The sequence below is a fragment of the Serratia proteamaculans genome (assembly GCF_008830365.1).
GTDB lineage: Bacteria > Pseudomonadota > Gammaproteobacteria > Enterobacterales > Enterobacteriaceae > Serratia > Serratia proteamaculans.
The window spans coordinates 25,136-50,985 of the sequence record NZ_WBKI01000010.1; the positions used below are offsets into that span (position 1 = coordinate 25,136).

Here is a 25,850-nt window from a genome sequence, read left to right on the forward strand (position 1 = left end):
GTTTTTGATATGTGTTTTTCTTGAAAACAGCATGTTAATCATCACATAATTTTGGTTATAAGCATATGCTTATGACGTCTACGGCAAGGTCGTCAGCGTTTGCGCAACACCACCGCTGAACACAAAAATAAAATAAAGAAACAAAGGACTTTTTATGAGCAATTTTAACCCGTCGCGACGCCGCTTTATCAAAGGCGCCGTGATAGCGGGGGTATCCGTATACCTCGCGCCACTGTACAGCCGTGCCTACGCCGCGCTGTTTGAGCAAAAAATCCTCCAGTCCCCGAACTGGGATGCCCATGAAAAGCGTATTCGCTTTCGCATCGATGGCCGTGCCAAGGTGATGGGGCAGAAGGTGTTCGCCCGCGACATTCGCGCGGTCGATATGCCGCACTGGCCGCAACAACAGGCGCATGCGTTTATTTTACGTGTCACCAAGGCCGACCGGCTGTTCGAGGGCCTCGATCTCTCGTTATTGGGGGACGACCTGCAGCCAGACAGGCTGGTGACGGCAGAAGATCTGGCGCGCGACGGCCTGGCCTTCCCGGCGTTCTACGGCGACGACATGCTGCTGCCGGTTGGCAAAACCCCGGCCTATCTGGGGCAGGCGGTGGCGATCCTGATTTACCACGACTTCGCCCGTTTCCGCTTCGCCAAAGACAAGCTGAAATTCCGTGAAGAGACCCTCAAGTACGGGGCGGAAACCGGTCCACTGGAGCGGGATCCCTGGGGCACCTTCCGTTATGTGCGGGTGGGGGGCGACAAGCCGTTCGACGACGATCGCTTCTCCAGCCTGAAAGATACGCCGATTTTCCCGGTATCGATGAAGAAACACCTGCCGGTCTGGCCGGAAGGCCGCGAAGGCGGCAAGCTGGATCAGGAAGGGATGTATTACGCCGGGATGATCGCCAATGAGCTGCAAACGCCGCCGGAAGACTGGCTGGTGATGTCACGCCGTTATACCACGCAGTCGGTCGATACCTCGGCGCTGGAGCCGGATAACGCCAACGGCTGGTACGATGCGGCAACGCAGACCCTGCATCTGGTGATCCCGACGCAGTCACCGCAGGAAGTGGCCGACGAAATGCCGCGCATGCTGGCCAAGCACAATCCGCCGGTGAAGCAGCTGATCCTGCACCCGTGCTATACCGTCGGTTACGGTTCGAAAGATCACTATAACTTCCCGTACTACGGCGCGGTGGCGGCGATGTACGGTGATGGGCACCCGGTACGCCTGGCCAATGACCGTTTCGAACAGTTCCAGACGGCGCTGAAGCGCCACGCATTCGATATGAATTACCGCATTGCGGTCAACCGTCAAACCGGCGTCTTGCAGTCATTTCACGGCGAGATGACGGCAGACGGCGGCGGTCGCAGCAACTTTACGCCGTCGGTGGTGATGGTGGCGGCGACCGCGGCACAGTCGATTTACTACTTCCCGAAAAGCGATTTGTCTTCGGTAGGGTTGGCTTCACGCGCCATCGATGCCGGATCGGCACGCGGCTATGGCACGCTGCAAAGCATGGCTGCCACCGAGATGATGGTGGATGAACTGGCGGCCGAGCTGAAGATCGACCCGATTGAATTCCGTTTGCGCAACGTACTGAAATCCGGCATGAAAAACACGCAGGGCGCTATTCCGGCCGGGGCTATTCGTGCCGATGAGGTGCTGGAGAAGGCGGCGAAGCATGAAATGTGGCTGCAACGTGCCCAGCGTAAGGCAGAGTTTGAGAGTCAGCACCCGGGCAAACGCTATGGCGTCGGCTTTGGCTGCGTGCAAAAAGACTTCGGTACCGGGGCTGAGACTTCGTTTGCCCGCGTCGAGTTGGGAGAGGACGGGCGCATTAGGCTGCATCACAGCGGCGCAGAGATGGGAACCGGCATGTCGACCTCGCAGTCGGTGTTGTGCGCGCAGTGGCTGGGTAAACCGGCGGATGAGGCGCACTTCTCGGTGACCGACTGGTCGGTATTGCCGATGGTCACCAGCGGCGATCCTTACATCATGTCGCAGGCCGATCAGGACAAGTTGCAAGCCAACCCGGCCTGGACGCCAAGCTATTGTTCACCCTCCAGCGCCAGCAACTCGGCATTTTACTTCTCCCACAGTACGCGTGAAGCGGCGCGGCTGATCTTCGATCACGGCCTGTGGCCGGCGGCAATGGCCATTTGGCAATCCGGCATCGGTGGTGGGCAGGCGGCGCCATTGGTGGTGCGCAGAGAAGACGCACGCTGGGTGGAAGGCGGGTTGACCGCGGCCGGGCTGGAAGTGCTGACTCTGGAGCGTCTGGCGAAACAGGCCTACCAGATGGGCGGTATCACCGGTGCCGCGGTACACGTGTTCAACCGCTGGCAGTGGGCGGAAGCGGACTTCACCCTGAGTGGTAATAGCGAACGTCTGCCGATTGACGGGCTGGCGGTGCGCAACGCCAATGGCGAGTTCAAAACCCTGCCGCGCAACCAGGCCTATTACCCACCGACTCAACGCAATAACGCGGCGGTGACCTATTACAGCGCCGTCGGTACCCTGGCGGAAGTGGCGGTGGATATCGCTACCGGCCAGGTAGAACTGCTGAACCACCATTCGATCATGGAGTGCGGCAACCTGATTGTACCGGAACTGGTTTCCGGCCAATTGCAGGGCGGCCTGGCGATGGGGATTGGCCATGCGCTGCACGAATATTTACCGCTGTACGAAGATGGGCCCGGCAACGGTACCTGGAACTTTAACCGTTACCACCTGCCGCGTGCCAGCGATGTGGCGGTCTGGAAACAGACCGATGACATCCTGCCCGCGCTGTCGGAAACCGATCCACCCAAAGGCATGGCCGAAGTGGTGATGATCCCGGTGGTTGCTGCGCTGGTTAACGCCATCGCCGACGCTACCGGCCACCGTTTCCGTGATTTGCCCGTTCGTGCAGAAAATATTCGTGAGGTATTACAATGAGCATTAAAACCCAGCCGATTTCCCTGACCATCAACGACAAGCAGTACGGCCCGATCGAAGTGCCGGAAGGGCTGATGATGATCGACTTCCTGCACGAATATCTTGACCTGACTGGCTCACGCCTTGGCTGCGGGCAGGGGATCTGCCACGCCTGCGTGGCGATTGTCGATCACCCGAGCGGTAGCAGTGAGGAAGTGCGTACCTGTATCACCGGCGCACATTTCTTCAGCGGCAAGAAAGTGCGTACCGTCGAAGGCCATGCCAAGGTGGATGAACAGGGCGAAGTGGTCGAGCTTTCACCAATCCAGCAGGCTTTTCTGGAGCATTACAGCTTCCAGTGTGGCTACTGCACGCCGGGCTTTGTTAACGCCGCCACCATTTTTGTGGAAAAACTCAAGCGTGAGCCGATTGCCCGTGATCAGCTGGAAAGCGCTATCGAACAGGCGCTGGACAGCCATATCTGCCGCTGCACCGGCTACGTGCGTTACTACGAAGCGGTACGCGATGTGGTGCTGAAAACCCCAGGTCTGGTGAAGGAGACGGCGCAATGAAAAAACGTCTCGCACTGTTGATCCTGCTGGTGGCGATTATCGTTATCGCGGTGCTGTGGTGGCGTGAAAACCGCCATTACGACGGCCCGGTGCAACAGGTGACCGCCAGCACGGAACAGGTCGCCCGGGGCCGCTATCTGGCTCAGGCCGCCGACTGTGCCGCCTGCCATACCGCAAGTGGTGGCGCGCCAATGGCCGGCGGCTATCCGCTGGATACGCCGTTCGGTACCATCTACGGTAGTAACCTGACGCCTTCGGCCGATCAGGGGATTGGCCGCTGGACCAAAGACGACTTCTTCCTGGCGCTGACTCAGGGCGTGGCACCGGGCGGCCGTCATCTATATCCGGCGATGCCGTATACCTCGTATAAAGGGATGACGCGTCAGGATGCCGATGACATCTATGCCTATTTGATGACCCGCCCGGCGGTAGACGTTGCTATACCTGAAAACGCCATGCCGTTCCCGTTTAACCAGCGCATGGCGCTGATTGGCTGGAATCTGCTGTTCCGTAGTCAGGATCCGTTGCCGGCCAGCTCACAGGGTGATTCGGCGCAGTGGCAACGCGGCCGTTATCTGGCGGATACGCTGGGCCACTGTGGGGAATGCCACACACCACGCGGCATGCTGGGCCAAATGGAGCTGGATAAATCGATGCAGGGCGGCGATCTGGGGCGCTTTATGGCACCGGACATCACCCCGAACGGGCTGGCGAAACGCGGCTGGACGCCGGACGATCTGAACCGCTTCCTCTCGACCGGTTTGGCGCCGCAAGGCTCTGCCTTCAGCGAGATGCATATGGTGGTGGATCTCAGTACCCGTCATCTGACGCCGGAAGATCACCAGGCGCTGGCGACCTATCTGATGGGCGAACAGCCGCCGGCGGCTGTGCCGATTAAAATTGGCCAGGGCAGTGATGCCGGGCGCATCAGCTATCTGGATCAGTGCTCGGGTTGTCATGCGCGTGAAGGTGAGGGCAAGCCGCACGTGGCGGTAGCGATGCGTGATAACGCCACGCTGCGCCAGCCGGATGCTAAAAATCTGATTGTCTCGGTGCTGGACGGTTTACCGGCGCAGCAATTCCCTAACGGTGAAAGCATGCAGAGCATGCCGGCCTTTGGTGAGCGACTGGACGATGCGCAGGTGGCGGAACTGGTGAACTATCTGCGGGTGACCTGGGGCGGCTTGCCGGCAGATGTGACGGCCGAGCAGGTGAAAGCGCTACGTAAGTAAGGTTCAATGGAAAAATGGCTCGGCATATCGAGCCATTTGAGTTTGATGACAAAGTTGTCTTTGAATCCGAGATACCCGGGCCTAGCGCACCGAGGGGCGCTCCGGCGGGCAAGCCGCTACGACCCCTTCGGCACGCTCTCCCTAATAACGGGCTTTGTCAGTAGTCTGAAATGGCTCGGCATGCCGAGCCATTTTTAATTAACGATTATCTGCCGGGGGTTCACCCAGTACCGGCATGCCTTCTCCATCCCACTCCAGTGATTTAATCCGTGTATGACGATTCGGGTCATAGAGCGGGTCTCCCTCGATCTCCGTGTAATTACGAGCATGGTAAACCAACAGATCTTGCCCCTGTTCATCAAGGGTAAAACTATTGTGCCCAGGCCCGAACTGGCGGTTTTTAACACTGGTCCGAAATAGGGGCTGGCCGAGCTTATGCCATTGGGTGGCATCGGTAATGTCGCTGTCGATATCGGCCCACAGCAGGCCGAGGCAATAATTCTCGTCGGTCGCGCTGGCGGAGTAGCTGATAAATATCTTTTGGCCATGGGTGATCACGGCCGGCCCTTCATTGACCGAGAAACCGACGGTTTCCCAGGGGAGTTCCGGTTGGCTGAGCATCACCGGCTGGCCCTTGAGCGTCCAGGGATTTGCCATTTCTGCCAGATAAAGGTTGGAGTTACCGTGGATCGCCGGATCCTTTTGCGCCCACAGATAATAATGTTTGCCGCGATGCTCGAAGTGGGTGGCGTCGAGGGAAAAACTGTCGATATGCGTGTAAATTCGCCCTTTTTCCACCCAGTCTCCGGTCAGCGGGTTGGCTGCGCTGCATTCCAGTGCAAACATTCGGTGCTGGAACAGGCCGTCGGCAATCTCCGGGCTGTGGGCTGCGGCGAAGTACAAATACCATTTACTGTTAATAAAGTGCAGTTCCGGCGCCCAGATTAAATGGCTCATCGGCCCCTGCTGCGGTTTTTGCCACACCACCGTCGGGCTGGCTTGCGACAATTCGTTGATACTATGTGCACGCCGAAGCTCTAACCGGTCATATTCCGGCACCGAGGCGGTGAAATAGTAATAGCCATCGCTGTGGCGTAAAACAAAGGGATCTGCCCGCTGTTCAATCAAGGGATTAGGGTAGTTGCGCATCTCAGGCTCCTTACGGGTGTCGGGTTTCGAGTTGCTGTTCCGGGTAGTCGGTGAGCTCGCGGTAATTTATGCGTCGCTTTTCCAGATCGAGCTGAATCTGACGCATCAGTTGGCGATCAACCTTCAGCAGACGCACCACGCCGGCCGTGATCAGATATCCGATACCGGGGATCACCGTGAACAACAGGACGATACTGTTCAGCGCGCCGGCACTTTGGCTGACCGCATCCGCCTGATAGCCGGAGAGCGACATCAGGAAACCAACCATGGCGCCGGCCACCGCCAGTCCGACTTTAAGGAAGAACAGATTACCGGAAAAGCTGATGCCTGTGATGCGCTTGCCCGTTTTCCATTCGCCGTAATCGTCCACGTCGGCCATTAACGACCAGTGCAGCGGTGAAGGGATCTGATGCAGGATATTCAGCAGGAAATAGGCAGCCACGATCAGCGAAGTGACCTGAGGATTGAGGAAATAAAAACCACAGGAAAACGCCGCCAGCACGATATTGGTCCAAAAGAACACTTTCAGTTTGCAGAAGCGATCGGTCAGGGGTTTGGCCAACGCGCTGCCAATCATCATGCCGACTACACCCAGCGCGATAAACAGGCTGGCAAAGGAAGTCGATTGTTGCATGACGTAGGTGACGTAATACATGGTGGCGGCCATACGGATAAAACCGGGGCAGACGTTGCAGAACGTCAACAGCAGAATGCGTACCCACTGATCGTTTTTCCATACGTCTCTCAGATCGGATTTTAGAGCGTCATGAGTGGGTACTGCTGGGCGTATGCGTTCTTTGACCGTGGCAAAGCAGAACAGAAACATGAACAGGGCGACCAGCGCCAGCACACCCATTGCCATCTGATAGCCACGCGCTTTGTCTGCGCCGCCAAACCATTCGGCCATCGGTAACAGCGTCAGGGACAGGATCAGGGTAGCGATACCGACCAGGATAAAACGGTAGGACTGACAGGAGACCCGCTCCTGTGGATCCGAGGTAATCACACCGCCCAGAGAACAGTAGGGGATATTAATCGCCGTGTAGGTCAGCGACATTAAAAAGTAAGTCGCGAAGGCGTAGACCACTTTGCTGTTGTAGCTCCATTCCGGCGTTGTAAACATCAGTACGCTGAATAATACATACGGCAGGGAGATCCACAGCAGCCAGGGGCGAAAGCGTCCCCAACGGCTTTGGGTGCGATCGGCTATCGCTCCCATAATCGGGTCGGTGACGGCATCCAGCACGCGAACTGACAGCAGCAGCACGCCGACCAGCGCAGGCGTCAGACCGTAGATGTCAGTATAGAAATAGTTGAGAAACAGCATAATCGCTCCGCCGATCATGTTGCAGCCGGCATCTCCCATGCCGTAGCCAATCTTTTCTTTTATTGAAAGGGCATTGCTCTTCATGGACATTTTCTCCGAACTGGCAGGATCTGACTGAGTGGCAACGATTATTGTCCCGGTTGGCGGCGAGTTATCAGAAGTGAATGGTTGTAGAGATGGACAAATCCACCGTGGCGGAGAAACTGTGAGCCAGTTTGCAAAATCGAAAGGCAATAAAAAGGCCCGCAATTTGAAATGCGGGCCTTGTTGTTTTTTAGTGAGTTACCCGCGGCCAGATACGCTTACTGCGCGCTGCCTACGTTGTTTAACGGCATAGCCGATGCCTAAAATGGCGACCCAAACCGGGATCAGCAGCACCGAGATTTGGATCCCCGGCGTCAGGTACATGATCACCAAAATCGCGGCCATAAACACCAGGCACAGGTAGTTACTGAACGGATACCAAAAGGCTTTGAACTTCGGCTCAACGCCTTCGCGGTTCTTGGCCGCACGGAATTTTAGGTGCGCCAGGCTGATCATCGCCCAGTTGATCACCAGTGCCGATACCACCAACGCCATCAGCAGTTCGAAGGCACGACCGGGGATCAGGTAGTTAATCAGTACGCAGAACGCCGTGGCCGTGGCGGAGACGGCGATAGCAATCACCGGTACGCCGCGCCCGTCGACCTTCAGCAGGCTTTTCGGCCCGTTGCCCTGTTTCGCCAGGCCGTACAGCATGCGGCTATTGCAGTAGACACAGCTGTTGTAGACCGACAGCGCGGCGGTCAATACCACCACGTTCAGTACCGTTGCGACCAGGTTACTGTTCAGAGCGTGGAAGATCAGCACGAACGGGCTACCGCCTTCAACCACTTTGCCCCACGGGTACAGCGACAGCAGAATGGTCAGCGAGCCGATATAGAACAGCAGGATGCGGTAGATCACCTGATTGGTGGCTTTAGGAATGCTTTTCTGCGGGTTGTCGGCTTCGGCAGCGGTAATGCCCACCAACTCCAGCCCACCGAACGAGAACATGATCACCGCCATCGCCATCACCAACCCCATGACGCCGTTCGGGAAGAACCCGCCCTGCGCCCACAGATTGGTCACGGTGGCTTCCGGGCCGCCCATGCCGCTGAACAGCAGGTAGGCACCGAACACGATCATGCCGATAATCGCCACCACTTTGATGATGGCGAACCAGAATTCCATCTCGCCATACACCTTCACGTTCGCCAGGTTGATGGCGTTAATCGCCAGGAAGAACACCGCCGCAGACACCCAGGTCGGGATTTCCGGCCACCAGTACTGTACATAGATGCCCACTGCGGTCAGTTCCGCCATGGCAACCAGGACGTACAGTACCCAGTAGTTCCAGCCGGAAGCGAAGCCGGCGAAGTTGCCCCAGTATTTATAGGCGAAGTGGCTAAAGGAACCGGCCACTGGCTCTTCGACCACCATTTCACCCAGTTGGCGCATGATCAGAAATGCGATAAAGCCGCCAATGGCATAACCGAGAATGACCGAAGGGCCGGCCATTTTTATTGTTTGCGCGATCCCGAGGAATAGCCCGGTACCAATAGCGCCCCCGAGTGCAATAAGCTGAATATGGCGGTTTTTAAGGCCGCGTTTCAGCTGGTCGCCATCATGCTGTTGACCATCCATCAATGAAACCCTCTGTCGTTGCAGAATTACTCACATGCTGTAAAGCAGTGGTTACGATGTGTGTTTTGTTTTATTTACGGCGTTATATCTATTAATTCCACGGAGCCGCTACCGTTTGGCAAAGAATAATGTTATGTGCGCCAGTTTGCACCTGCTTTATGTGGTGAGTGATTAAGATTTCAGCAGTTTAGGAAACAAAATGCGGGTTGTGTGACGACAGGGGGGATTCAGTGCATGAAATAAGCATTAACTCACATAATGCGCAAAAATAATCTCGAGGTAGCTTATCGCCGGTGGTGAAATATTAACCGGATGAGCGCCCCTTTTGCGATGCAAATAGGTATTCGTTAAAGCTTAATAAACATGCAATAGAATTCTACATTAGAGACTTCAGTCTGCCTGACGGCAGGTTTCGCAAAAGTTAAATCAAAAACCTACCTCGTAAATGGTATTACCAAGCATGCGTTAGCGGTTTGCAGCAGCTCTGGTATTGAGGTGTTAAAATGTGCGGGTAACCTGATTTCGATTAAGGCCCATATGGACAGGAGGTGAATACTTTGTTACTTTACCGTCACGTTTTTGAAATTGGTATTACCAATTGACTCCGCGCCATTCGCAGAGAAGAAATCACCCATGGCCTACAGCAAAATCCGCCAACCCAAGTTGTCAGACGTTATCGAGCAGCAGCTCGAACACCTGATCCTCGAGGGAACACTGCGCCCAGGCGAGAAACTGCCACCGGAGCGTGAACTGGCGAAACAATTTGATGTTTCCCGTCCTTCTCTGAGAGAGGCCATCCAGCGCCTGGAAGCCAAAGGGCTGCTCCTGCGCCGTCAGGGCGGTGGCACCTTTGTACAAACTAATCTGTGGCAGAGCTTTAGCGATCCGCTGGCTGAACTGCTGGCCGACCATCCTGAATCACAATTCGATCTGTTGGAAACCCGTCATGCCCTCGAAGGCATTGCTGCCTATTATGCGGCGTTGCGCGGTACCGACGAAGATCTGGCGCGCATCCGCGATTGCCACATGTTGATTCAGCAGGCCCAGGACAGCGGCGATCTCGACGCCGAAGCCGACGCGGTCATGCAATATCAAATCGCCGTGACCGAAGCTGCCCACAACGTTGTGTTACTGCACCTGCTGCGCTGTATGGGGCCGATGCTGGAACAAAACGTGCGTCAGAACTTTGAATTGCTCTACTCGCGCCGTGAGATGTTGGCAAAAGTGAGCAGCCACCGCGCCGGAATTTTTGAGGCGATTGTGGCACGTGAGCCAGAGAGGGCCCGCGAAGCCTCGCACCGCCATTTGGCGTTTATCGAGGAAATCTTGCTGGATCTCAGTCGGGAGCATACCCGACGCGAGAGATCGCTGCGGCGTCTCCAGCAACGCAAGGATTAAGAACGGTTCTCTTCAGGGCACACCAGCCTGTGGGGTTTACGTTCGAAGTGCTTAATTAAGCATTTAAGTAAGCGGCAACTAAACTGATGGGCCTGTCTTCGTGTGTTTTGTTTCAGAACACAGGAAGACAGGCTCCAAAACAAACCATTAGACAGATAAGGAATACCACCATGTCAGAACGTTTAAACAATGACGTGGATCCGATCGAAACCCGCGACTGGCTGCAGGCGATCGAATCGGTCATCCGTGAAGAGGGTGTTGAGCGAGCTCAGTTTCTGATTGATCAGGTTCTGGGTGAAGCCCGTAAAGGCGGTGTTAGCGTTGCAGCCGGTGCTGCGGCTCACAACTACGTCAACACCATCGCGGTGGAAGACGAACCTGCTTACCCTGGTAACCTGGATCTTGAGCGTCGTATCCGTTCAGCTATTCGCTGGAATGCGGTGATGACCGTTCTTCGTGCTTCCAAAAAAGATCTGGATCTGGGCGGCCACATGGCTTCCTTCCAGTCTTCTGCGACCTTCTATGAAGTCTGCTTCAACCACTTCTTCCGTGCACGCACCGAGCAAGACGGCGGCGATCTGGTTTACTTCCAGGGCCACATCTCTCCAGGCGTTTACGCACGTGCCTTCCTTGAAGGCCGCTTGACCGAAGACCAAATGAATAACTTCCGTCAGGAAGTTCACGGCAAAGGCCTGTCCTCTTACCCGCATCCTAAGTTGATGCCGGAATTCTGGCAGTTCCCTACCGTTTCTATGGGCCTGGGCCCAATCAGCGCCATCTATCAAGCGAAGTTCCTGAAATATCTGGAGCACCGTGGCCTGAAGAATACCTCTGCCCAAACCGTTTACGCCTTCCTGGGCGATGGCGAGATGGATGAGCCGGAATCCAAGGGCGCGATCACCATCGCTACCCGTGAGAAGCTGGACAACCTGGTATTCGTCATCAACTGTAACCTGCAGCGGCTGGACGGCCCTGTCACCGGTAACGGCAAGATCATCAATGAGCTGGAAGGCATCTTCGCGGGCGCTGGCTGGCAGGTACTGAAAGTGATCTGGGGTGGTCGTTGGGATGAACTGCTGCGTAAAGATACCAGCGGCAAGCTGATCCAACTGATGAACGAAACCCTGGACGGCGACTACCAGACCTTCAAGTCCAAAGACGGCGCTTACGTCCGTGAGCACTTCTTCGGCCGCTTCCCGGAAACCGCTGCGCTGGTCAAAGATATGACCGACGAAGAGATCTGGGCCCTGAACCGTGGTGGTCACGATCCGAAGAAAGTCTTTGCTGCACTGAAAAAAGCGCAGGACACCCAAGGCAAACCAACCGTTATCCTGGCCCATACCATCAAAGGTTACGGCATGGGTGAAACTGCGGAAGGTAAAAACATTGCTCACCAGGTGAAGAAAATGAACATGGAAGGGGTTCACCACTTCCGCGATCGTTTCAATGTGCCAGTTGCCGATGCCGACATCGAAAAACTGCCGTACATCACCTTCGAGAAAGAGTCCGAAGAGTACAAATATCTGCACGAACGTCGTCAGGCGCTGAAAGGCTATGTGCCTACCCGTATGCCGAAGTTCACCGAGAAGCTGGAAATGCCGGCTCTGGCAGACTTCAGCTCCTTGCTGGAAGAGCAGAACAAAGAAATTTCTACCACTATCGCCTTTGTGCGTGCCCTGAACGTGATGCTGAAGAACAAGTCGATCAAAGATCGCCTGGTTCCAATCATCGCCGACGAAGCGCGTACCTTCGGGATGGAAGGTCTGTTCCGTCAGATCGGTATCTACAGCCCGAACGGCCAGCAGTACACCCCGCAGGACCGTGAGCAGGTTGCTTACTACAAAGAAGACGAGAAAGGCCAGATCCTGCAGGAAGGCATCAACGAACTGGGCGCAGCCTCTTCATGGTTGGCCGCAGCGACTTCCTACAGCACCAACGATCTGCCAATGATCCCGTTCTACATCTACTATTCGATGTTCGGTTTCCAGCGTATCGGTGACCTGTGCTGGGCAGCCGGCGACCAACAGGCGCGCGGCTTCCTGGTAGGCGGTACTTCAGGCCGTACCACTCTGAACGGTGAAGGTCTGCAGCACGAAGACGGCCACAGCCACATCCAGTCCCTGACTATTCCTAACTGTATCTCTTACGATCCAGCTTACGCGTACGAAGTGGCAGTGATCATGCATGACGGTCTGGTGCGCATGTACGGTGACGCGCAAGAAAACGTCTACTACTACATCACCACGCTGAACGAAAACTACCACATGCCGGCCATGCCACAGGGCGCAGAAGAAGGTATCCGTAAAGGTATCTACAAGCTGGACACTCTGGCAGGCAGCAAAGGCAAGGTTCAGTTGCTGGGTTCAGGTTCTATCCTGCGTCACGTTCGTGATGCGGCGAAGATACTGGCTGACGATTACGGCGTGGGTTCTGACATCTACAGCGTGACTTCCTTCACTGAACTGGCGCGTGATGGCCAGGATTGTGAGCGTTGGAACATGCTGCACCCAACCGAAACTCCGCGCGTACCTTACATCGCTCAGGTGATGAACGAAGCGCCGGCGGTTGCGTCTACCGACTACATGAAGCTGTTCGCAGAACAGGTTCGTACTTACGTTCCAGCCAGCGACTATCGCGTTCTGGGTACTGACGGCTTCGGTCGTTCAGACAGCCGCGAAAACCTGCGCCACCACTTTGAAGTTGATGCTTCTTACGTTGTGGTTGCTGCACTGGGTGAACTGGCTAAACGCGGTGAAATTGAAGCTTCTGTGGTAGCTGATGCGATTAAGAAATTCGACATCAACCCAGAAAAAGTTAACCCGCGTCTGGCATAAGAGGTACAGAAGAATGTCTATCGAAATTAAAGTACCGGACATCGGTGCAGACGAAGTGGAAATCACCGAAATTCTGGTGAAAGTGGGCGATAAAGTTGAAGCTGAACAATCGCTGATCACCGTTGAAGGTGATAAAGCTTCCATGGAAGTCCCATCCCCGCAGGCGGGTGTGGTTAAAGAAATCAAGGTTTCCGTCGGTGACAAAACCGAGACCGGCAAACTGCTGATGATCTTTGAAGCAGAAGGGGCGGCTCAGGCCGCACCAACAGACAAGGCTGAAGAAAAACCGGCCGCAGCACCTGCTGCTGCACCGGCTGCCGCTGCGGCCAAAGACGTTGCGGTACCGGACATCGGTGCTGACGAAGTTGAAGTGACCGAGATCCTGGTGAAAGTGGGCGACAAGGTGGAAGCCGAGCAGTCCCTGATCACCGTTGAAGGCGACAAGGCTTCAATGGAAGTCCCGGCACCGTTCGCGGGCACCGTGAAAGAGATCAAAATCGGCACTGGCGACAAAGTCACCACCGGTTCTATGATCATGGTCTTCGAAGTGGCTGGCGCCGCTTCTGCTGCTACTCCGGCTGCGGCACAAGCTCCGGCTGCCCCAGCGGCACCGGCGGCTTCTGCGGCCAAAGACGTTGCAGTACCGGACATCGGCGGCGACGAAGTAGAAGTGACCGAAGTGATGGTGAAAGTGGGCGACAAAGTTGCCGCTGAGCAGTCACTGATCACCGTTGAAGGTGACAAGGCTTCTATGGAAGTCCCGGCACCGTTCGCAGGTACCGTGAAAGAAATCAAAATCAGCACCGGCGACAAAGTGAAAACCGGCTCCCTGATCATGGTCTTCGAAGTGGAAGGCGCAGCGCCAGCCGCTGCTCCTGCCCAAAAAGCAGAAGCTGCACCGGCTCCGGCTGCAAGTTCTGCACCGGCCCAACAGGCTGCACCAGCTGCCAAAGGCGAGTTCACTGAGAACGACGCTTATGTGCACGCTACCCCGGTCATCCGCCGTCTGGCGCGTGAATTCGGCGTAAACCTGGCGAAAGTGAAAGGCACCGGTCGTAAAGGCCGCATCCTGCGCGAAGACGTTCAAACTTACGTGAAAGACGCGGTCAAACGTGCAGAAGCGGCTCCGGCTGCTGCTGCCGGTGGCGGTCTGCCAGGCATGCTGCCATGGCCGAAAGTGGACTTCAGCAAGTTCGGTGAGATCGAAGAAGTTGAACTGGGCCGCATCCAGAAAATCTCGGGTGCCAACCTGAGCCGTAACTGGGTGATGATCCCGCACGTCACTCACTTCGACAAAACCGATATCACCGATCTGGAAGCTTTCCGCAAGCAACAGAACGAAGAAGCTGCCAAGCGTAAGTTGGATGTGAAGTTCACCCCGGTGGTGTTCATCATGAAAGCTGTCGCTGCCGCACTGGAGCAGATGCCGCGCTTCAACAGCTCTCTGTCCGAAGATGGCCAGAAGCTGACGCTGAAGAAATACATCAACGTGGGTGTTGCGGTTGATACGCCAAACGGTCTGGTGGTTCCGGTCTTCAAGGATGTGAACAAGAAGAGCATCACTGAACTGTCCCGTGAACTGATGGCTATCTCCAAAAAAGCGCGTGACGGCAAGCTGACCGCAGGCGAAATGCAGGGCGGGTGTTTCACCATCTCTAGCCTGGGCGGTATCGGGACGACCCATTTCGCACCAATTGTGAATGCACCTGAAGTGGCCATTCTGGGCGTCTCCAAGTCTGCGATGGAGCCGGTCTGGAACGGTAAAGAGTTCGTGCCACGTCTGATGATGCCAATGTCGCTCTCCTTCGACCACCGTGTGATTGACGGTGCGGATGGTGCGCGCTTTATTACCATCATCAACAACATGCTGGCTGACATCCGCCGTATGGTGATGTAATGAAAAAGGGGCGCAGTTATGCTGCGCCCTTATCACTTCATTAGCAGTTTTGTCGGTTTTTGCATGACTCGACAAAATTGTTGAGACACGGGTCACTCGAACACGCTTTGCAGATTATTAACAATTCTGTAAACTGCTGGCGGTGTAAGCGTCCCGGTGGATGAAGGGCGTTATGAGATCGATTAGTAATAAAAATGACGTCAGACCCGCCGGACAATCAATTAAGAGGTCATGATGAGTACTGAAATTAAAACTCAGGTCGTGGTACTTGGGGCGGGCCCGGCAGGTTATTCTGCTGCCTTTCGTTGCGCTGACTTAGGTCTTGAAACCGTTCTGGTTGAACGTTATTCCACTCTGGGCGGTGTTTGCCTGAACGTGGGATGTATCCCTTCCAAAGCCCTGTTGCACGTTGCCAAAGTAATCGAAGAAGCCAAAGCCCTGGCCGAACACGGCATCGTTTTCGGCGAGCCGAAAACTGACATCGACAAAGTGCGCGTCTGGAAAGAAAAAGTCATCAATCAGCTGACCGGCGGTCTGGCTGGTATGGCTAAAGGCCGTAAAGTTAAAGTTGTTAACGGCCTGGGCAAGTTCACTGGCGCTAACACCCTGGTTGTTGAAGGCGAAAATGGCCCAACGACCATCAACTTCGACAATGCCATCATTGCCGCAGGTTCCCGTCCGATCCAACTGCCATTCATTCCTCATGAAGATCCACGCGTGTGGGACTCAACCGATGCACTGGAACTGAAAACTGTCCCAGAGCGTCTGCTGGTCATGGGTGGCGGTATCATCGGCCTGGAAATGGGCACCGTATACCATGCGTTGGGTTCACAGATCGACGTGGTTGAGATGTTTGACCAGGTGATCCCGGCCGCTGACAAAGACGTGGTGAAAGTCTTCACCAAACGCATCAGCAAGCAGTTCAACCTGATGCTGGAAACCAAAGTGACCGCGGTAGAAGCCAAAGAAGACGGCATCTACGTCACTATGGAAGGCAAAAAAGCGCCTGCAGAACCACAGCGTTACGACGCGGTGCTAGTGGCTATTGGTCGTGTGCCGAATGGCAAACTGCTGGAAGCGGGTAAAGCCGGTGTTGAAGTTGACGAGCGTGGCTTCATCAATGTCGACAAGCAACTGCGCACCAACGTGCCGCACATCTTCGCTATCGGCGACATCGTCGGTCAACCGATGCTGGCGCACAAAGGCGTGCATGAAGGCCACGTTGCTGCAGAAGTTATCGCCGGCATGAAGCACTACTTCGACCCGAAAGTGATTCCATCGATCGCGTACACCGAGCCGGAAGTTGCCTGGGTGGGTCTGACCGAGAAAGAAGCGAAAGAGAAAGGCATCAGCTACGAAACTTCCACCTTCCCGTGGGCAGCTTCTGGCCGTGCTATCGCTTCCGATTGTGCAGACGGCATGACCAAACTGATCTTCGACAAAGAAACTCACCGTATCATCGGTGGTGCGATTGTCGGCACCAACGGCGGCGAGCTGCTGGGTGAGATCGGTCTGGCTATCGAGATGGGTTGCGACGCAGAAGACATCGCGCTGACTATCCATGCTCACCCAACCCTGCACGAATCTGTAGGTTTGGCGGCTGAGATCTACGAAGGTAGCATCACCGATCTGCCTAACCCGAAAGCCAAGAAGAAGTAATTCTGCTGGTTTGAAAGGTTGATAAGCGGCTCCTGAAAAGGGGCCGTTTTTTATGGGCGACGTTCAGTAAAAGGCCGCTCAACAACGCCTGTAAAGAATTTCCGGGCATTCTTTTTGTTGATTTTTTAATCACACATGCACACCATGATCGTGCTTTGTGGCGCTTGTATCGTTCTTTAACGATGTAAGAAATCCGTAAGGTGCCTGCTAACACCGAACGGAACAACAGAACCGCCTTAATGGCGGTTTTTTGTGCCTTCCGCTCTCAAATTTTACTATTCGCCACCAATAGCCATTGTAAGTAAGTGGCTATTATGTTGTGCTCGTCAGGCTTAATTTTGTTGTAGACGGACCCAACCTGCAGCCCCGGCTAGCCTGTGCCGCAGCCGATTACACTGTACTCAACGATTCAGCAAAGATTTAATGTTGCTTTTATGTGAACGAATTAACAACCAATTCAAATCCTGATATGCTGGCTGAGCGGAACCGGGCACTGTAACTACAGTCCAGGACATCGACAGCAGTGCCCCGTCAGGATCAATGGCATCAACACCGTGCGCTAAACCCGGTTTGAAAATATATACCCTACGGCTTTAAAGACGACGGGTATAAACGCCAGGCACAATAAATGACAATGAGAGCGAGGAGAATGTCGTGCTAGAAGAATACCGTAAGCACGTAGCCGAGCGTGCTGCAGAGGGCATCGTCCCTAAGCCGTTAGACGCCACCCAAATGGCAGCGCTGGTTGAATCATTAAAAAATCCGCCAAAAGGCGAAGAAGAATTCCTGTTAGACCTGCTGATTAACCGTGTACCCCCAGGCGTCGATGAAGCCGCCTATGTTAAAGCAGGTTTCCTGGCTGCCATCGCCAAAGGCGAAGCAACATCCCCTCTGATTACCCCTGAAAAAGCCATAGAACTGTTGGGTACCATGCAGGGCGGCTATAACATTCATCCGCTGATTGACGCGCTGGATAACGAAAAATTGGCTGCGATTGCCGCTAAAGCGCTGTCCCATACGCTGCTGATGTTTGATAACTTCTACGACGTGGAAGAGAAAGCCAAGGCGGGTAACCCACACGCCAAACAGATTATGCAGTCCTGGGCCGATGCCGAGTGGTATCTGTCACGTCCGCAGTTGGCGGAAAAAATTACCGTTACCGTGTTTAAAGTCACCGGTGAAACCAATACCGATGATCTGTCACCGGCACCGGATGCCTGGTCGCGCCCGGATATCCCGCTGCACGCCCTGGCGATGCTGAAAAACGAACGTGAAGGCATAGTGCCGGATCAGCCGGGCAGCGTTGGCCCAATCAAACAGATTGAACTGCTGAACAAAAAAGGCTTCCCGCTGGCCTACGTTGGTGACGTGGTCGGTACCGGTTCTTCCCGTAAGTCCGCCACCAACTCGGTGCTGTGGTTTATGGGCGATGACATCCCGCACGTGCCTAACAAGCGCGGCGGCGGTGTGGTACTGGGGGGTAAAATTGCGCCAATCTTCTTCAACACCATGGAAGATGCCGGTGCACTGCCGATTGAAGTGGACGTTAATGACCTGAACATGGGCGACGTAATCGACATTTACCCGTACAAGGGTGAAGTACGTAACCATGAAACTGGCGATCTGATTGCCAACTTCGAACTGAAAACTGACGTGCTGCTCGATGAAGTACGCGCCGGTGGCCGTATCCCGTTGATCATCGGCCGCGGCCTGACCACCAAAGCGCGTGAAGCGCTGGGCCTGCCGCACAGCGACGTGTTCCGCATTGCCAAAGAAGTGGCTGCCAGCAGCAAAGGCTTCTCACTGGCGCAGAAAATGGTTGGCCGCGCCTGTGGCGTTGCCGGCGTGCGTCCGGGGGAATACTGTGAGCCGAAGATGACCTCCGTCGGTTCTCAGGACACCACCGGCCCGATGACCCGTGACGAGCTGAAAGACCTGGCTTGCCTGGGCTTCTCCGCCGATCTGGTCATGCAGTCGTTCTGTCACACCGCCGCGTACCCGAAACCGGTTGATGTGACCACTCACCATACGCTGCCGGACTTTATCATGAACCGTGGTGGCGTATCGCTGCGTCCAGGCGACGGTGTTATCCACTCCTGGCTGAACCGCATGCTGCTGCCGGATACCGTAGGTACCGGTGGTGACTCCCACACCCGTTTCCCGATTGGTATTTCCTTCCCGGCGGGTTCTGGCCTGGTCGCCTTTGCTGCCGCCACCGGCGTGATGCCGCTGGATATGCCTGAGTCGGTGCTGGTGCGCTTCAAAGGTAAAATGCAGCCGGGTATCACCCTGCGTGACCTGGTGCATGCCATCCCTTACTACGCCATCCAGCAGGGCCTGCTGACCGTAGAGAAGAAGGGCAAGAAGAACATCTTCTCCGGCCGTATTCTGGAAATCGAAGGCTTGCCGGAACTGAAGGTTGAGCAGGCATTCGAACTGACTGACGCCTCTGCCGAACGTTCCGCAGCCGGTTGTACCATCAAGCTGGATAAGGCCCCGATCGAAGAGTATCTGAACTCTAACATCGTGCTGCTGAAGTGGATGATCTCCGAAGGCTACGGCGACCGTCGTACGCTGGAGCGTCGTGTCCAGGGCATGCAGAAATGGCTGGCAGATCCGCAATTGCTGGAAGGCGATGCAGATGCAGAATACGCGGCGGTGATCGACATCGATCTGGCGGAAATCACTCAGCCAATCCTGTGTGCACCAAACGATCCGGATGACGCGCGTCTACTGTCTGATGTGGCCAACAGCAAGATCGATGAAGTGTTCATCGGCTCCTGCATGACCAACATCGGCCACTTCCGTGCTGCCGGCAAGCTGTTGGATCAGCACAAGGGGCAGTTGCCGACTCGTCTGTGGGTGGCTCCGCCAACCAAGATGGATGCGGCTCAGTTGACCGAAGAGGGCTACTACAGCGTGTTCGGCAAGAGTGGGGCACGCATCGAGATCCCGGGCTGTTCACTGTGCATGGGTAACCAGGCGCGGGTGGCCGACGGTGCGACGGTGGTTTCCACCTCTACCCGTAACTTCCCGAACCGTTTGGGGACTGGCGCCAACGTCTATCTGGCGTCTGCAGAACTGGCGGCAGTGGCTTCATTGCTGGGCCGTCTGCCAACGCCGGACGAGTACCAGACGTACATGGCACAGGTCGATAAGTCTGCGGCGGACACCTACCGCTATCTGAACTTTGACCAGTTGGGCCAGTACACTGAAAAAGCCGACGGCGTGATCTTCCAAACCGCTGTTTAAGTCGCTATATTGCGCAACTGTTTAACGGGAGGCCTTGGCCTCCCGTTTTATTTTTCTCAGTTGCCAACTTTGCGAGCGTTCACTGAGTTAGTCATGAATTAATGTTTACACTAAGAGAAAGGGCTCAGGAGGGCGTGCTATGGATTACGAATTTCTGCGTGACGTGACCGGACAGGTGATCGTCAGATTTTCGATGGGGCATGAGGTGATTGGCCACTGGATCAACGAAGAACTCAAAGGCGATTTTACCCTGTTGGATCGGATCGAAGCCGGTGCGGCCGAGGTCAAGGGCAGTGAGCGTCAATGGCAGTTGGAAGGCCGTGAATACACGCTGCTGATGGACGGTGAAGAAGTAATGATCCGCGCCAATCTGCTGGAGTTTGAAGGCGACGAAATGGAGGAGGGGATGAATTATTATGATGAAGAAAGCCTCTCATTCTGCGGCGTTGAGGATTTCCTGCAGGTACTTAAGGCCTATCGTTCTTTTATGCTGAAATACTAAGCATAGGGCGCGGCGGTATACCGCGCCCGTTACACACTACAGATGCGGAATATTGCGGCCGTAATAGATTTCCTGCATCTCTTTCCACAGCAGATCGGTAATCTCTTTACGTTCGGCGGCACTCAGCGTATCCGGTTTGGCATTGAACAGGTAATGCTTCAGATCGAAATCCTTCAGCAACATCTTGGTGTGGAAGATGTTCTCCTGATAAACATTCACATCCATCATGTGGTACAGCGCTTTCATATCATCAGACATAAAGTTCTGGATCGAGTTGATCTCATGATCGATGTAATGCTTCACGCCGTTCACGTCGCGGGTAAAGCCGCGCACGCGGTAATCCATGGTTACGATGTCGGATTCCAACTGGTGGATCAGGTAATTCAGCGCCTTAAGCGGTGAGATCACGCCGCAGGTCGATACTTCGATATCGGCGCGAAAGGTGCACAGACCGCCTTCAGGATGGCTTTCCGGATAGGTGTGAACGCAGATATGGCTCTTGTCCAGGTGTGCTACCACCGTTTTTGACAGTGGGCCAGGGTGCTCCGAGGTATCGACATCGTTCGGATCAACCGGTTCTTCACTGACCAGAATGGTGACGCTGGCGCCCTGAGGCTCATAGTCCTGGCGTGCGATGTTCAGAATATTAGCGCCAATGATCGAGCAGGTTTCGCTCAGGATCTCGGTCAGCCGATTGGCGTTGTATTGCTCGTCAATGTAGGCGATATAGCCAGCGCGATCGTCCGCGGTTTTGGCGTAACAAATATCGTAAATACAAAAACTCAGGCTCTTGGTCAGGTTGTTGAAGCCGTGCAGTTTTAGCTTATGCAATTTGGTTCACCTCCTTTATCTTCTCGCTTAACGTGTAACGTTCAGTGCGTCGAGCAAATACTGCGGCAGAGCAAAGCTGCCCGCGTGAATTGCCGGGTTGTAATAACGACAGCTTAAACCGCTTTGATGAAAGCGATGTTGCAGCGTTGCCAGATCGAGCTGGCGCAGCGCCGGATCCTGGCTCGCCCAGGCGAAGGTCATGATGCCGCCGTAATAGGTCGGGATCGCCGCCTGGTAAAAGCTAACGTCGTTGAAGTACTGGCTCAGCTTGGTGTGGCTATTGACCGCTTCGTCTTGCTGCAGGAAGCACACGCCGTTCTGCGCAACAAAAATGCCGCCGTCGTTCAGGCTGTGCGCACAACCTTCGTAGAATGCTGAAGTGAACAGGCTTTCGCCAGGGCCGATAGGGTCGGTACAGTCGGAGATAATCACATCGAATTTTTCATCGGTCTGATTAACAAAGTTGACGCCGTCGTCGATCACCAGCTTGAAGCGTGGGTCGTCGTAAGCTCCGGCATTGTGGTTTGGCAGGTATTGGCGACAGAACTCGACCACGCCGGCGTCGATCTCGACCATGGTGATCTGCTCTACGCCCTGATGCCGGCTGACTTCACGCAGCATGGCGCCGTCACCGCCGCCGATGATCAGCACCTTCTTCGCCTGACCGTGGGCCAGCAGCGGTACGTGAGTCATCATTTCGTGATAAATGAACTCATCACGCTCGGTGGTTTGCACCACGCCGTCGAGCGCCATAACGCGCCCCAGAACCGGGTTTTCAAAAATCACCAGATCCTGATGCTCGGTCTTCTCACGATACAGTATCTTCTCTACCGAGAAGTACTGGCCGAAGTTGGCATGCAGCGTTTCATACCAAATTTCTTTCTGGGCCATGTGCGGGAACTCCGTAATAACAGCCATGAAAAATTGGCGCAACATCATAGCTAACTCTGCCCGGTGATGCACGGCTGAATTTCAAACAGAGATAGCGCAAGGCGGGGGATTAGTTGGCGTAAGCCAGCAGGCTAAGCGAGTCGCGTGCCAGGGATTTGCACTTGTTGGGGGTAGGGATGGCGATACCACTGAGATCGCGATAGCTGTCTTCACCCAGCGCCTTCATATTAAAGCTATTATAGTTGCTCAGATCCCAACGGTTTTGCTGGGCAAAATAAACGATGGCGCGTTTGATTTGGGCATTGGGCAAGTCGTTATAGCCGCAGTCATTTTTCAAATAAATAAAGACCGCCGTCAGATCGGCCAGATCTTCCGCCTCAGACTCATTCAGCGCCAGACTGGCGTTGGAGAACCCCAGCATGGTCAGTAACAGCACCAGTAACGTTGTTTTTTTCATCATGAAAATAGACCTGTTTATTGTCCACAGACGTTATCACACTTGCTTGTAAAGGCACCAAATTTTATTACCTGCAGGTAACATAACCGGCAGCAAAGGCTTGACCTTCCGCTTAGGGGAGGGTTTAGGCTGTGCGCAGATAAAGCTATATCCATAATCTTTCAAGGCGCAGGTTCATTGAATGAGCTGCACCTTACGTCGCATTAAGGGCCGATCACTGAAAAAGGGAGTCAGCGATGTTACGCCGTGATTTTATCAAATTGACCGCTGCGCTGGGCGCGGCAAGTGCTTTACCCTTGTGGAGCCGGGGCGCGTGGGCAGCTGAACTGCCGGCGTTGCCGATCCCGCCGTTGCTGATGCCAGACGCGCAGGGGAACATCGCTTTGGCGCTGCAAACCGGTGAAATGAACTGGCTGCCAGGCAAGGCAACCCAAACCTGGGGGGTTAATGGTGCATTGCTGGGGCCGGCGGTACGGCTGCAGCGTGGCAAGCCGGTCACGGTGGATATCCGCAATGGCTTGCCGGAGGCCAGTACCGTCCACTGGCACGGTCTGGAAATCCCCGGCGACGTCGATGGCGGCCCACAGGCGCTGATCCAACCAGGTACCACGCGCAGGGTGCAGTTCACGGTGGAACAACCCGCAGCTACCTGCTGGTTCCATCCGCACACCCACGGCAAGACAGGTCAGCAGGTGATGATGGGCTTGGCAGGGCTGGTGCTGTTGGAAGATGAAGAGAGCAGCAAGCTGCCATTGCCGAAAACCTGGGGGCAGGATGATATTCCGGTGATCCTGCAGGACAAGCGGCTGGGCAAAGACGCACAGATTGAATACCAACTGGATGTCATGAGCGCAGCGGTAGGCTGGTTCGGTGATCGCATGTTTACCAACGGTGCCCAGTATCCACGGCATGTGGCACCTCGCGGCTGGCTGCGCCTGCGTTTTCTCAACGGTTGCAATGCGCGTTCGTTGAATCTGGCAACCAGTGATAACCGTCCACTCTATGTGATCGCCAGTGATGGTGGTTTTCTGGCCGAACCGGTCAAGCTGACCGAGCTGTCGATGTTGATGGGCGAACGCTTCGAAGTGCTGGTGGATGCATCCGATGGCAAACCCTTTGATATCGTCACGCTGCCGGTTAAACAGATGGGCATGACGCTGGCACCGTTCGACCAGCCGCTGCCGGTATTGCATATTCAGCCTTCGCTGGCGAAGGGCATCAAGACCATGCCGGACAGCTTGGTGAAACTGCCTGTATTACCGGCGGTGAGTGGGATCCAGGAGCGCTGGCTGCAACTGATGATGAACCCGCAGTTGGACAAGCTGGGCATGCAGGCCTTGATGGATCGCTACGGTCATCAGGCCATGGCCGGCATGAGCATGGATCACGGCAATATGGCTAAAGGCGGCGGTGAGATGGCCGACATGAAAGGCATGGACCACGGTGCGATGAAAGGCATGGATCACGGTAATATGAAGGGGATGGATCAGGGTGCCAAGCCGTTCGACTTCAGCCATGGCAATATGATCAACGGTAAAGCCTTCGACATGACCAAGCCGATGTTTGAGGCCAAGCGCGGAAAATATGAAAAATGGACCATTTCCGGTGAAGGCGACATGATGCTGCACCCGTTCCATATTCACGGCACTCAGTTCCGTATTCTGTCGGAAAACGGCAAGCCCCCGGCGGCCCATCGCAGCGGCTGGAAAGATACGGTGCTGGTCGAAGGTTGGCGCAGTGAAGTGCTGGTGCGTTTTGATCACCCAGCCAACAGCGATCATGCCTATATGGCCCACTGCCACCTGTTGGAACATGAAGATACCGGCATGATGCTGGGCTTTACCGTAACCGACTGATCCACCCACCCTGGAACAACGGGCGGCGCACTCGCGTCGCCAGTGGCTTCAGGCTATGCTAAACTCTGCGCCCTTCTTCCGGCAACTGACCTGAAAACTATGAAACACACTGTAGAAGTAATGATTTCCGAGCAGGAAGTTAAGACCCGTATTGCTGAACTTGGCCGCCAGATCACCGAAGATTACCGCGATAGCGGCAGTGATATGGTGTTGGTCGGGCTGCTGCGCGGCTCCTTTATGTTCATGGCCGATCTGTGTCGCACGATTGAAGTGCCGCATGAGGTCGACTTTATGACCGCTTCCAGCTACGGCAGCGGCATGTCTACTACCCGTGATGTGAAAATCCTCAAGGATCTGGATGAAGACATCCGTGGTAAAGACGTGCTGATCGTGGAAGACATCATTGATTCCGGCAATACGCTGAACAAAGTGCGCGAAATTCTGGCGCTGCGCGGGCCGAAATCCCTGGCGATCTGTACCCTGCTGGACAAGCCTGAACGCCGTGAGGTTGAAGTGCCGGTGGAGTACGTGGGCTTCCCCATTCCGGACGAGTTTGTGGTGGGTTATGGTATCGACTACGCCCAGCGTTATCGCCATCTGCCGTACGTTGGCAAAGTGGTGCTGCTGGACGAGTAATAAGCTGCGGGCGCGGTTTACCGCGCCCGTGACAGAATTAAATGCCCTTATCCTGCTGCAATGTAGCCATGGCCTTGCGATAGCCCATCTCCAGGCTTTCGCGGCTGGTGGCCGCCACTTCAAGATCGCGCAAGCGTCCGTCCTGGATGCCATACACCCAACCGTGAATCATGACTTTCTGGCCACGTTTCCACGCTGATTGCATGATGGTGGAATGGCCCAGGTTGTAGACCTGCTCAATCACGTTGATTTCACAGAGTACGTCGAGGCGTTGTTCCGGCTCCAGTTCACCCAACAGTGAGCTGTGCTTGTACCACAGGTCACGAATGTGCAGCAGCCAGTTGTTGATCAGCCCCAGTTCCGGGTTCTCAACCGCGGCTTCCACACCGCCGCAGCCCAGGTGGCCGCAAATAATGATATGTTCAACTTCCAGCACGTCGACGGCGTACTGCACCACTGACAGGCAGTTTAAATCGGTATGAATCACCAGGTTGGCCACGTTACGGTGGACAAACAGTTCACCTGGCTCCAGCCCGGTCAGTCTTTCCGCGGGAACGCGGCTGTCTGAACAACCTATCCATAAAAAGCGGGGCTTTTGCGCCTGGGCTAAACGTTCAAAAAAGTCTGGGTCTTCCTTGCTGATGTTAGCTGACCAGGTATGGTTATTAGCGATAAGCTTTTCGATTTCTTTCATGGAGGTTATAGACCTGTAACGAACAGATTGCGTTGGGGTAATATAGGACAAGCATCACATTTTGGAAATCGGAAC

Annotated in this window: 18 protein-coding genes; 11 read left to right on the top strand and 7 right to left on the bottom strand. The window is 55.0% G+C overall.

The features are described from left to right. The first annotated feature begins 154 nt into the window (after nt 1-154). The 3 genes from F8R23_RS22770 to F8R23_RS22780 are packed head-to-tail and all read left to right on the top strand — an operon-like array spanning nt 155 to nt 4,727. The gene (locus tag F8R23_RS22770; RefSeq protein WP_129936139.1) at nt 155-2,944 is read left to right on the top strand and encodes a xanthine dehydrogenase family protein molybdopterin-binding subunit; all 2,790 of its coding nucleotides are present in this window, start codon (nt 155-157) and stop codon (nt 2,942-2,944) included. After that, complete coding sequence (locus tag F8R23_RS22775) at nt 2,941-3,495, top strand: (2Fe-2S)-binding protein (RefSeq protein WP_129936140.1); 555 nt, start codon at nt 2,941-2,943, stop codon at nt 3,493-3,495. Before F8R23_RS22770 ends, F8R23_RS22775 begins: the two co-directional genes overlap by 4 nt. Next, a complete protein-coding gene (locus F8R23_RS22780; protein WP_151416053.1) occupies nt 3,492-4,727 on the top strand; it encodes a cytochrome c in 1,236 nt (411 codons plus the stop codon). The genes F8R23_RS22775 and F8R23_RS22780 overlap by 4 nt, the downstream gene beginning before the upstream one ends. Nucleotides 4,728-4,925: 198 nt before the next feature. On the opposite strand, the gene F8R23_RS22790 is transcribed toward F8R23_RS22780, so the two are convergent. The 3 genes from F8R23_RS22790 to F8R23_RS22800 all read right to left on the bottom strand — a co-directional run bounded on the left by F8R23_RS22790 (nt 4,926) and on the right by F8R23_RS22800 (nt 8,868). Continuing rightward, a complete protein-coding gene (locus F8R23_RS22790; protein ID WP_151416054.1) occupies nt 4,926-5,876 on the bottom strand; it encodes a glycoside hydrolase family 43 protein in 951 nt (316 codons plus the stop codon). A gap of 10 nt (nt 5,877-5,886) precedes the next feature. Then, nucleotides 5,887-7,287 (bottom strand): glycoside-pentoside-hexuronide (GPH):cation symporter, encoded by a 1,401-nt coding sequence (locus tag F8R23_RS22795; protein WP_129938813.1) that lies wholly within the window; start codon nt 7,285-7,287, stop codon nt 5,887-5,889. 198 nt (nt 7,288-7,485) lie between these two features. Then, the gene (locus F8R23_RS22800) at nt 7,486-8,868 is read right to left on the bottom strand and encodes an amino acid permease (protein ID WP_129936144.1); all 1,383 of its coding nucleotides are present in this window, start codon (nt 8,866-8,868) and stop codon (nt 7,486-7,488) included. Between the two features lie 633 nt (nt 8,869-9,501). On the opposite strand from F8R23_RS22800, the gene pdhR reads away from it, so the two are divergent. From pdhR to yacL, 6 genes are all read left to right on the top strand, one after another. Continuing rightward, the gene (pdhR, locus tag F8R23_RS22805) at nt 9,502-10,266 is read left to right on the top strand and encodes a pyruvate dehydrogenase complex transcriptional repressor PdhR (RefSeq protein ID WP_129936145.1); all 765 of its coding nucleotides are present in this window, start codon (nt 9,502-9,504) and stop codon (nt 10,264-10,266) included. A gap of 170 nt (nt 10,267-10,436) precedes the next feature. After that, nucleotides 10,437-13,100, top strand: a complete 2,664-nt coding sequence (gene aceE, locus F8R23_RS22815; RefSeq protein WP_112347360.1) for a pyruvate dehydrogenase (acetyl-transferring), homodimeric type — start codon at nt 10,437-10,439, stop codon at nt 13,098-13,100. Between the two features lie 13 nt (nt 13,101-13,113). Beyond that, nucleotides 13,114-14,997 (top strand): pyruvate dehydrogenase complex dihydrolipoyllysine-residue acetyltransferase, encoded by a 1,884-nt coding sequence (aceF, locus tag F8R23_RS22820; protein ID WP_151416055.1) that lies wholly within the window; start codon nt 13,114-13,116, stop codon nt 14,995-14,997. Between the two features lie 234 nt (nt 14,998-15,231). Further along, nucleotides 15,232-16,656 carry a dihydrolipoyl dehydrogenase gene (gene lpdA / locus F8R23_RS22825; RefSeq protein WP_012146711.1) on the top strand — a complete coding sequence of 475 codons (1,425 nt, stop codon included), beginning with the start codon at nt 15,232-15,234 and terminating at the stop codon, nt 16,654-16,656. 654 nt (nt 16,657-17,310) lie between these two features. After that, nucleotides 17,311-19,908, top strand: coding sequence for a bifunctional aconitate hydratase 2/2-methylisocitrate dehydratase (gene acnB, locus F8R23_RS22830; protein WP_112347358.1), 2,598 nt, complete (start codon nt 17,311-17,313; stop codon nt 19,906-19,908). Between the two features lie 139 nt (nt 19,909-20,047). Beyond that, on the top strand, nt 20,048-20,410 hold the full coding sequence (yacL, locus tag F8R23_RS22835) for a protein YacL (protein WP_112347357.1): 363 nt from the start codon (nt 20,048-20,050) through the stop codon (nt 20,408-20,410). A 36-nt stretch (nt 20,411-20,446) separates the two neighbouring features. On the opposite strand, the gene speD is transcribed toward yacL, so the two are convergent. The 3 genes from speD to F8R23_RS22850 form a co-directional block, all read right to left on the bottom strand. Then, complete coding sequence (speD, locus tag F8R23_RS22840; protein WP_099065289.1) at nt 20,447-21,241, bottom strand: adenosylmethionine decarboxylase; 795 nt, start codon at nt 21,239-21,241, stop codon at nt 20,447-20,449. A 27-nt stretch (nt 21,242-21,268) separates the two neighbouring features. Then, complete coding sequence (gene speE, locus F8R23_RS22845; protein WP_129936147.1) at nt 21,269-22,132, bottom strand: polyamine aminopropyltransferase; 864 nt, start codon at nt 22,130-22,132, stop codon at nt 21,269-21,271. Between the two features lie 109 nt (nt 22,133-22,241). After that, a complete protein-coding gene (locus F8R23_RS22850) occupies nt 22,242-22,589 on the bottom strand; it encodes a YacC family pilotin-like protein (RefSeq protein ID WP_099065294.1) in 348 nt (115 codons plus the stop codon). A 236-nt stretch (nt 22,590-22,825) separates the two neighbouring features. Between F8R23_RS22850 and cueO the strand changes: the two genes are divergently transcribed. Next, a complete protein-coding gene (cueO, locus tag F8R23_RS22855) occupies nt 22,826-24,445 on the top strand; it encodes a multicopper oxidase CueO (RefSeq protein WP_129938811.1) in 1,620 nt (539 codons plus the stop codon). A 99-nt stretch (nt 24,446-24,544) separates the two neighbouring features. Next, a complete protein-coding gene (gene hpt / locus F8R23_RS22860; protein WP_012146700.1) occupies nt 24,545-25,081 on the top strand; it encodes a hypoxanthine phosphoribosyltransferase in 537 nt (178 codons plus the stop codon). Nucleotides 25,082-25,118: 37 nt separating this feature from the next. On the opposite strand, the gene can is transcribed toward hpt, so the two are convergent. Then, nucleotides 25,119-25,775 (bottom strand): carbonate dehydratase, encoded by a 657-nt coding sequence (gene can, locus F8R23_RS22865; protein ID WP_061807929.1) that lies wholly within the window; start codon nt 25,773-25,775, stop codon nt 25,119-25,121. Between the last annotated feature and the right edge of the window lie 75 nt (nt 25,776-25,850).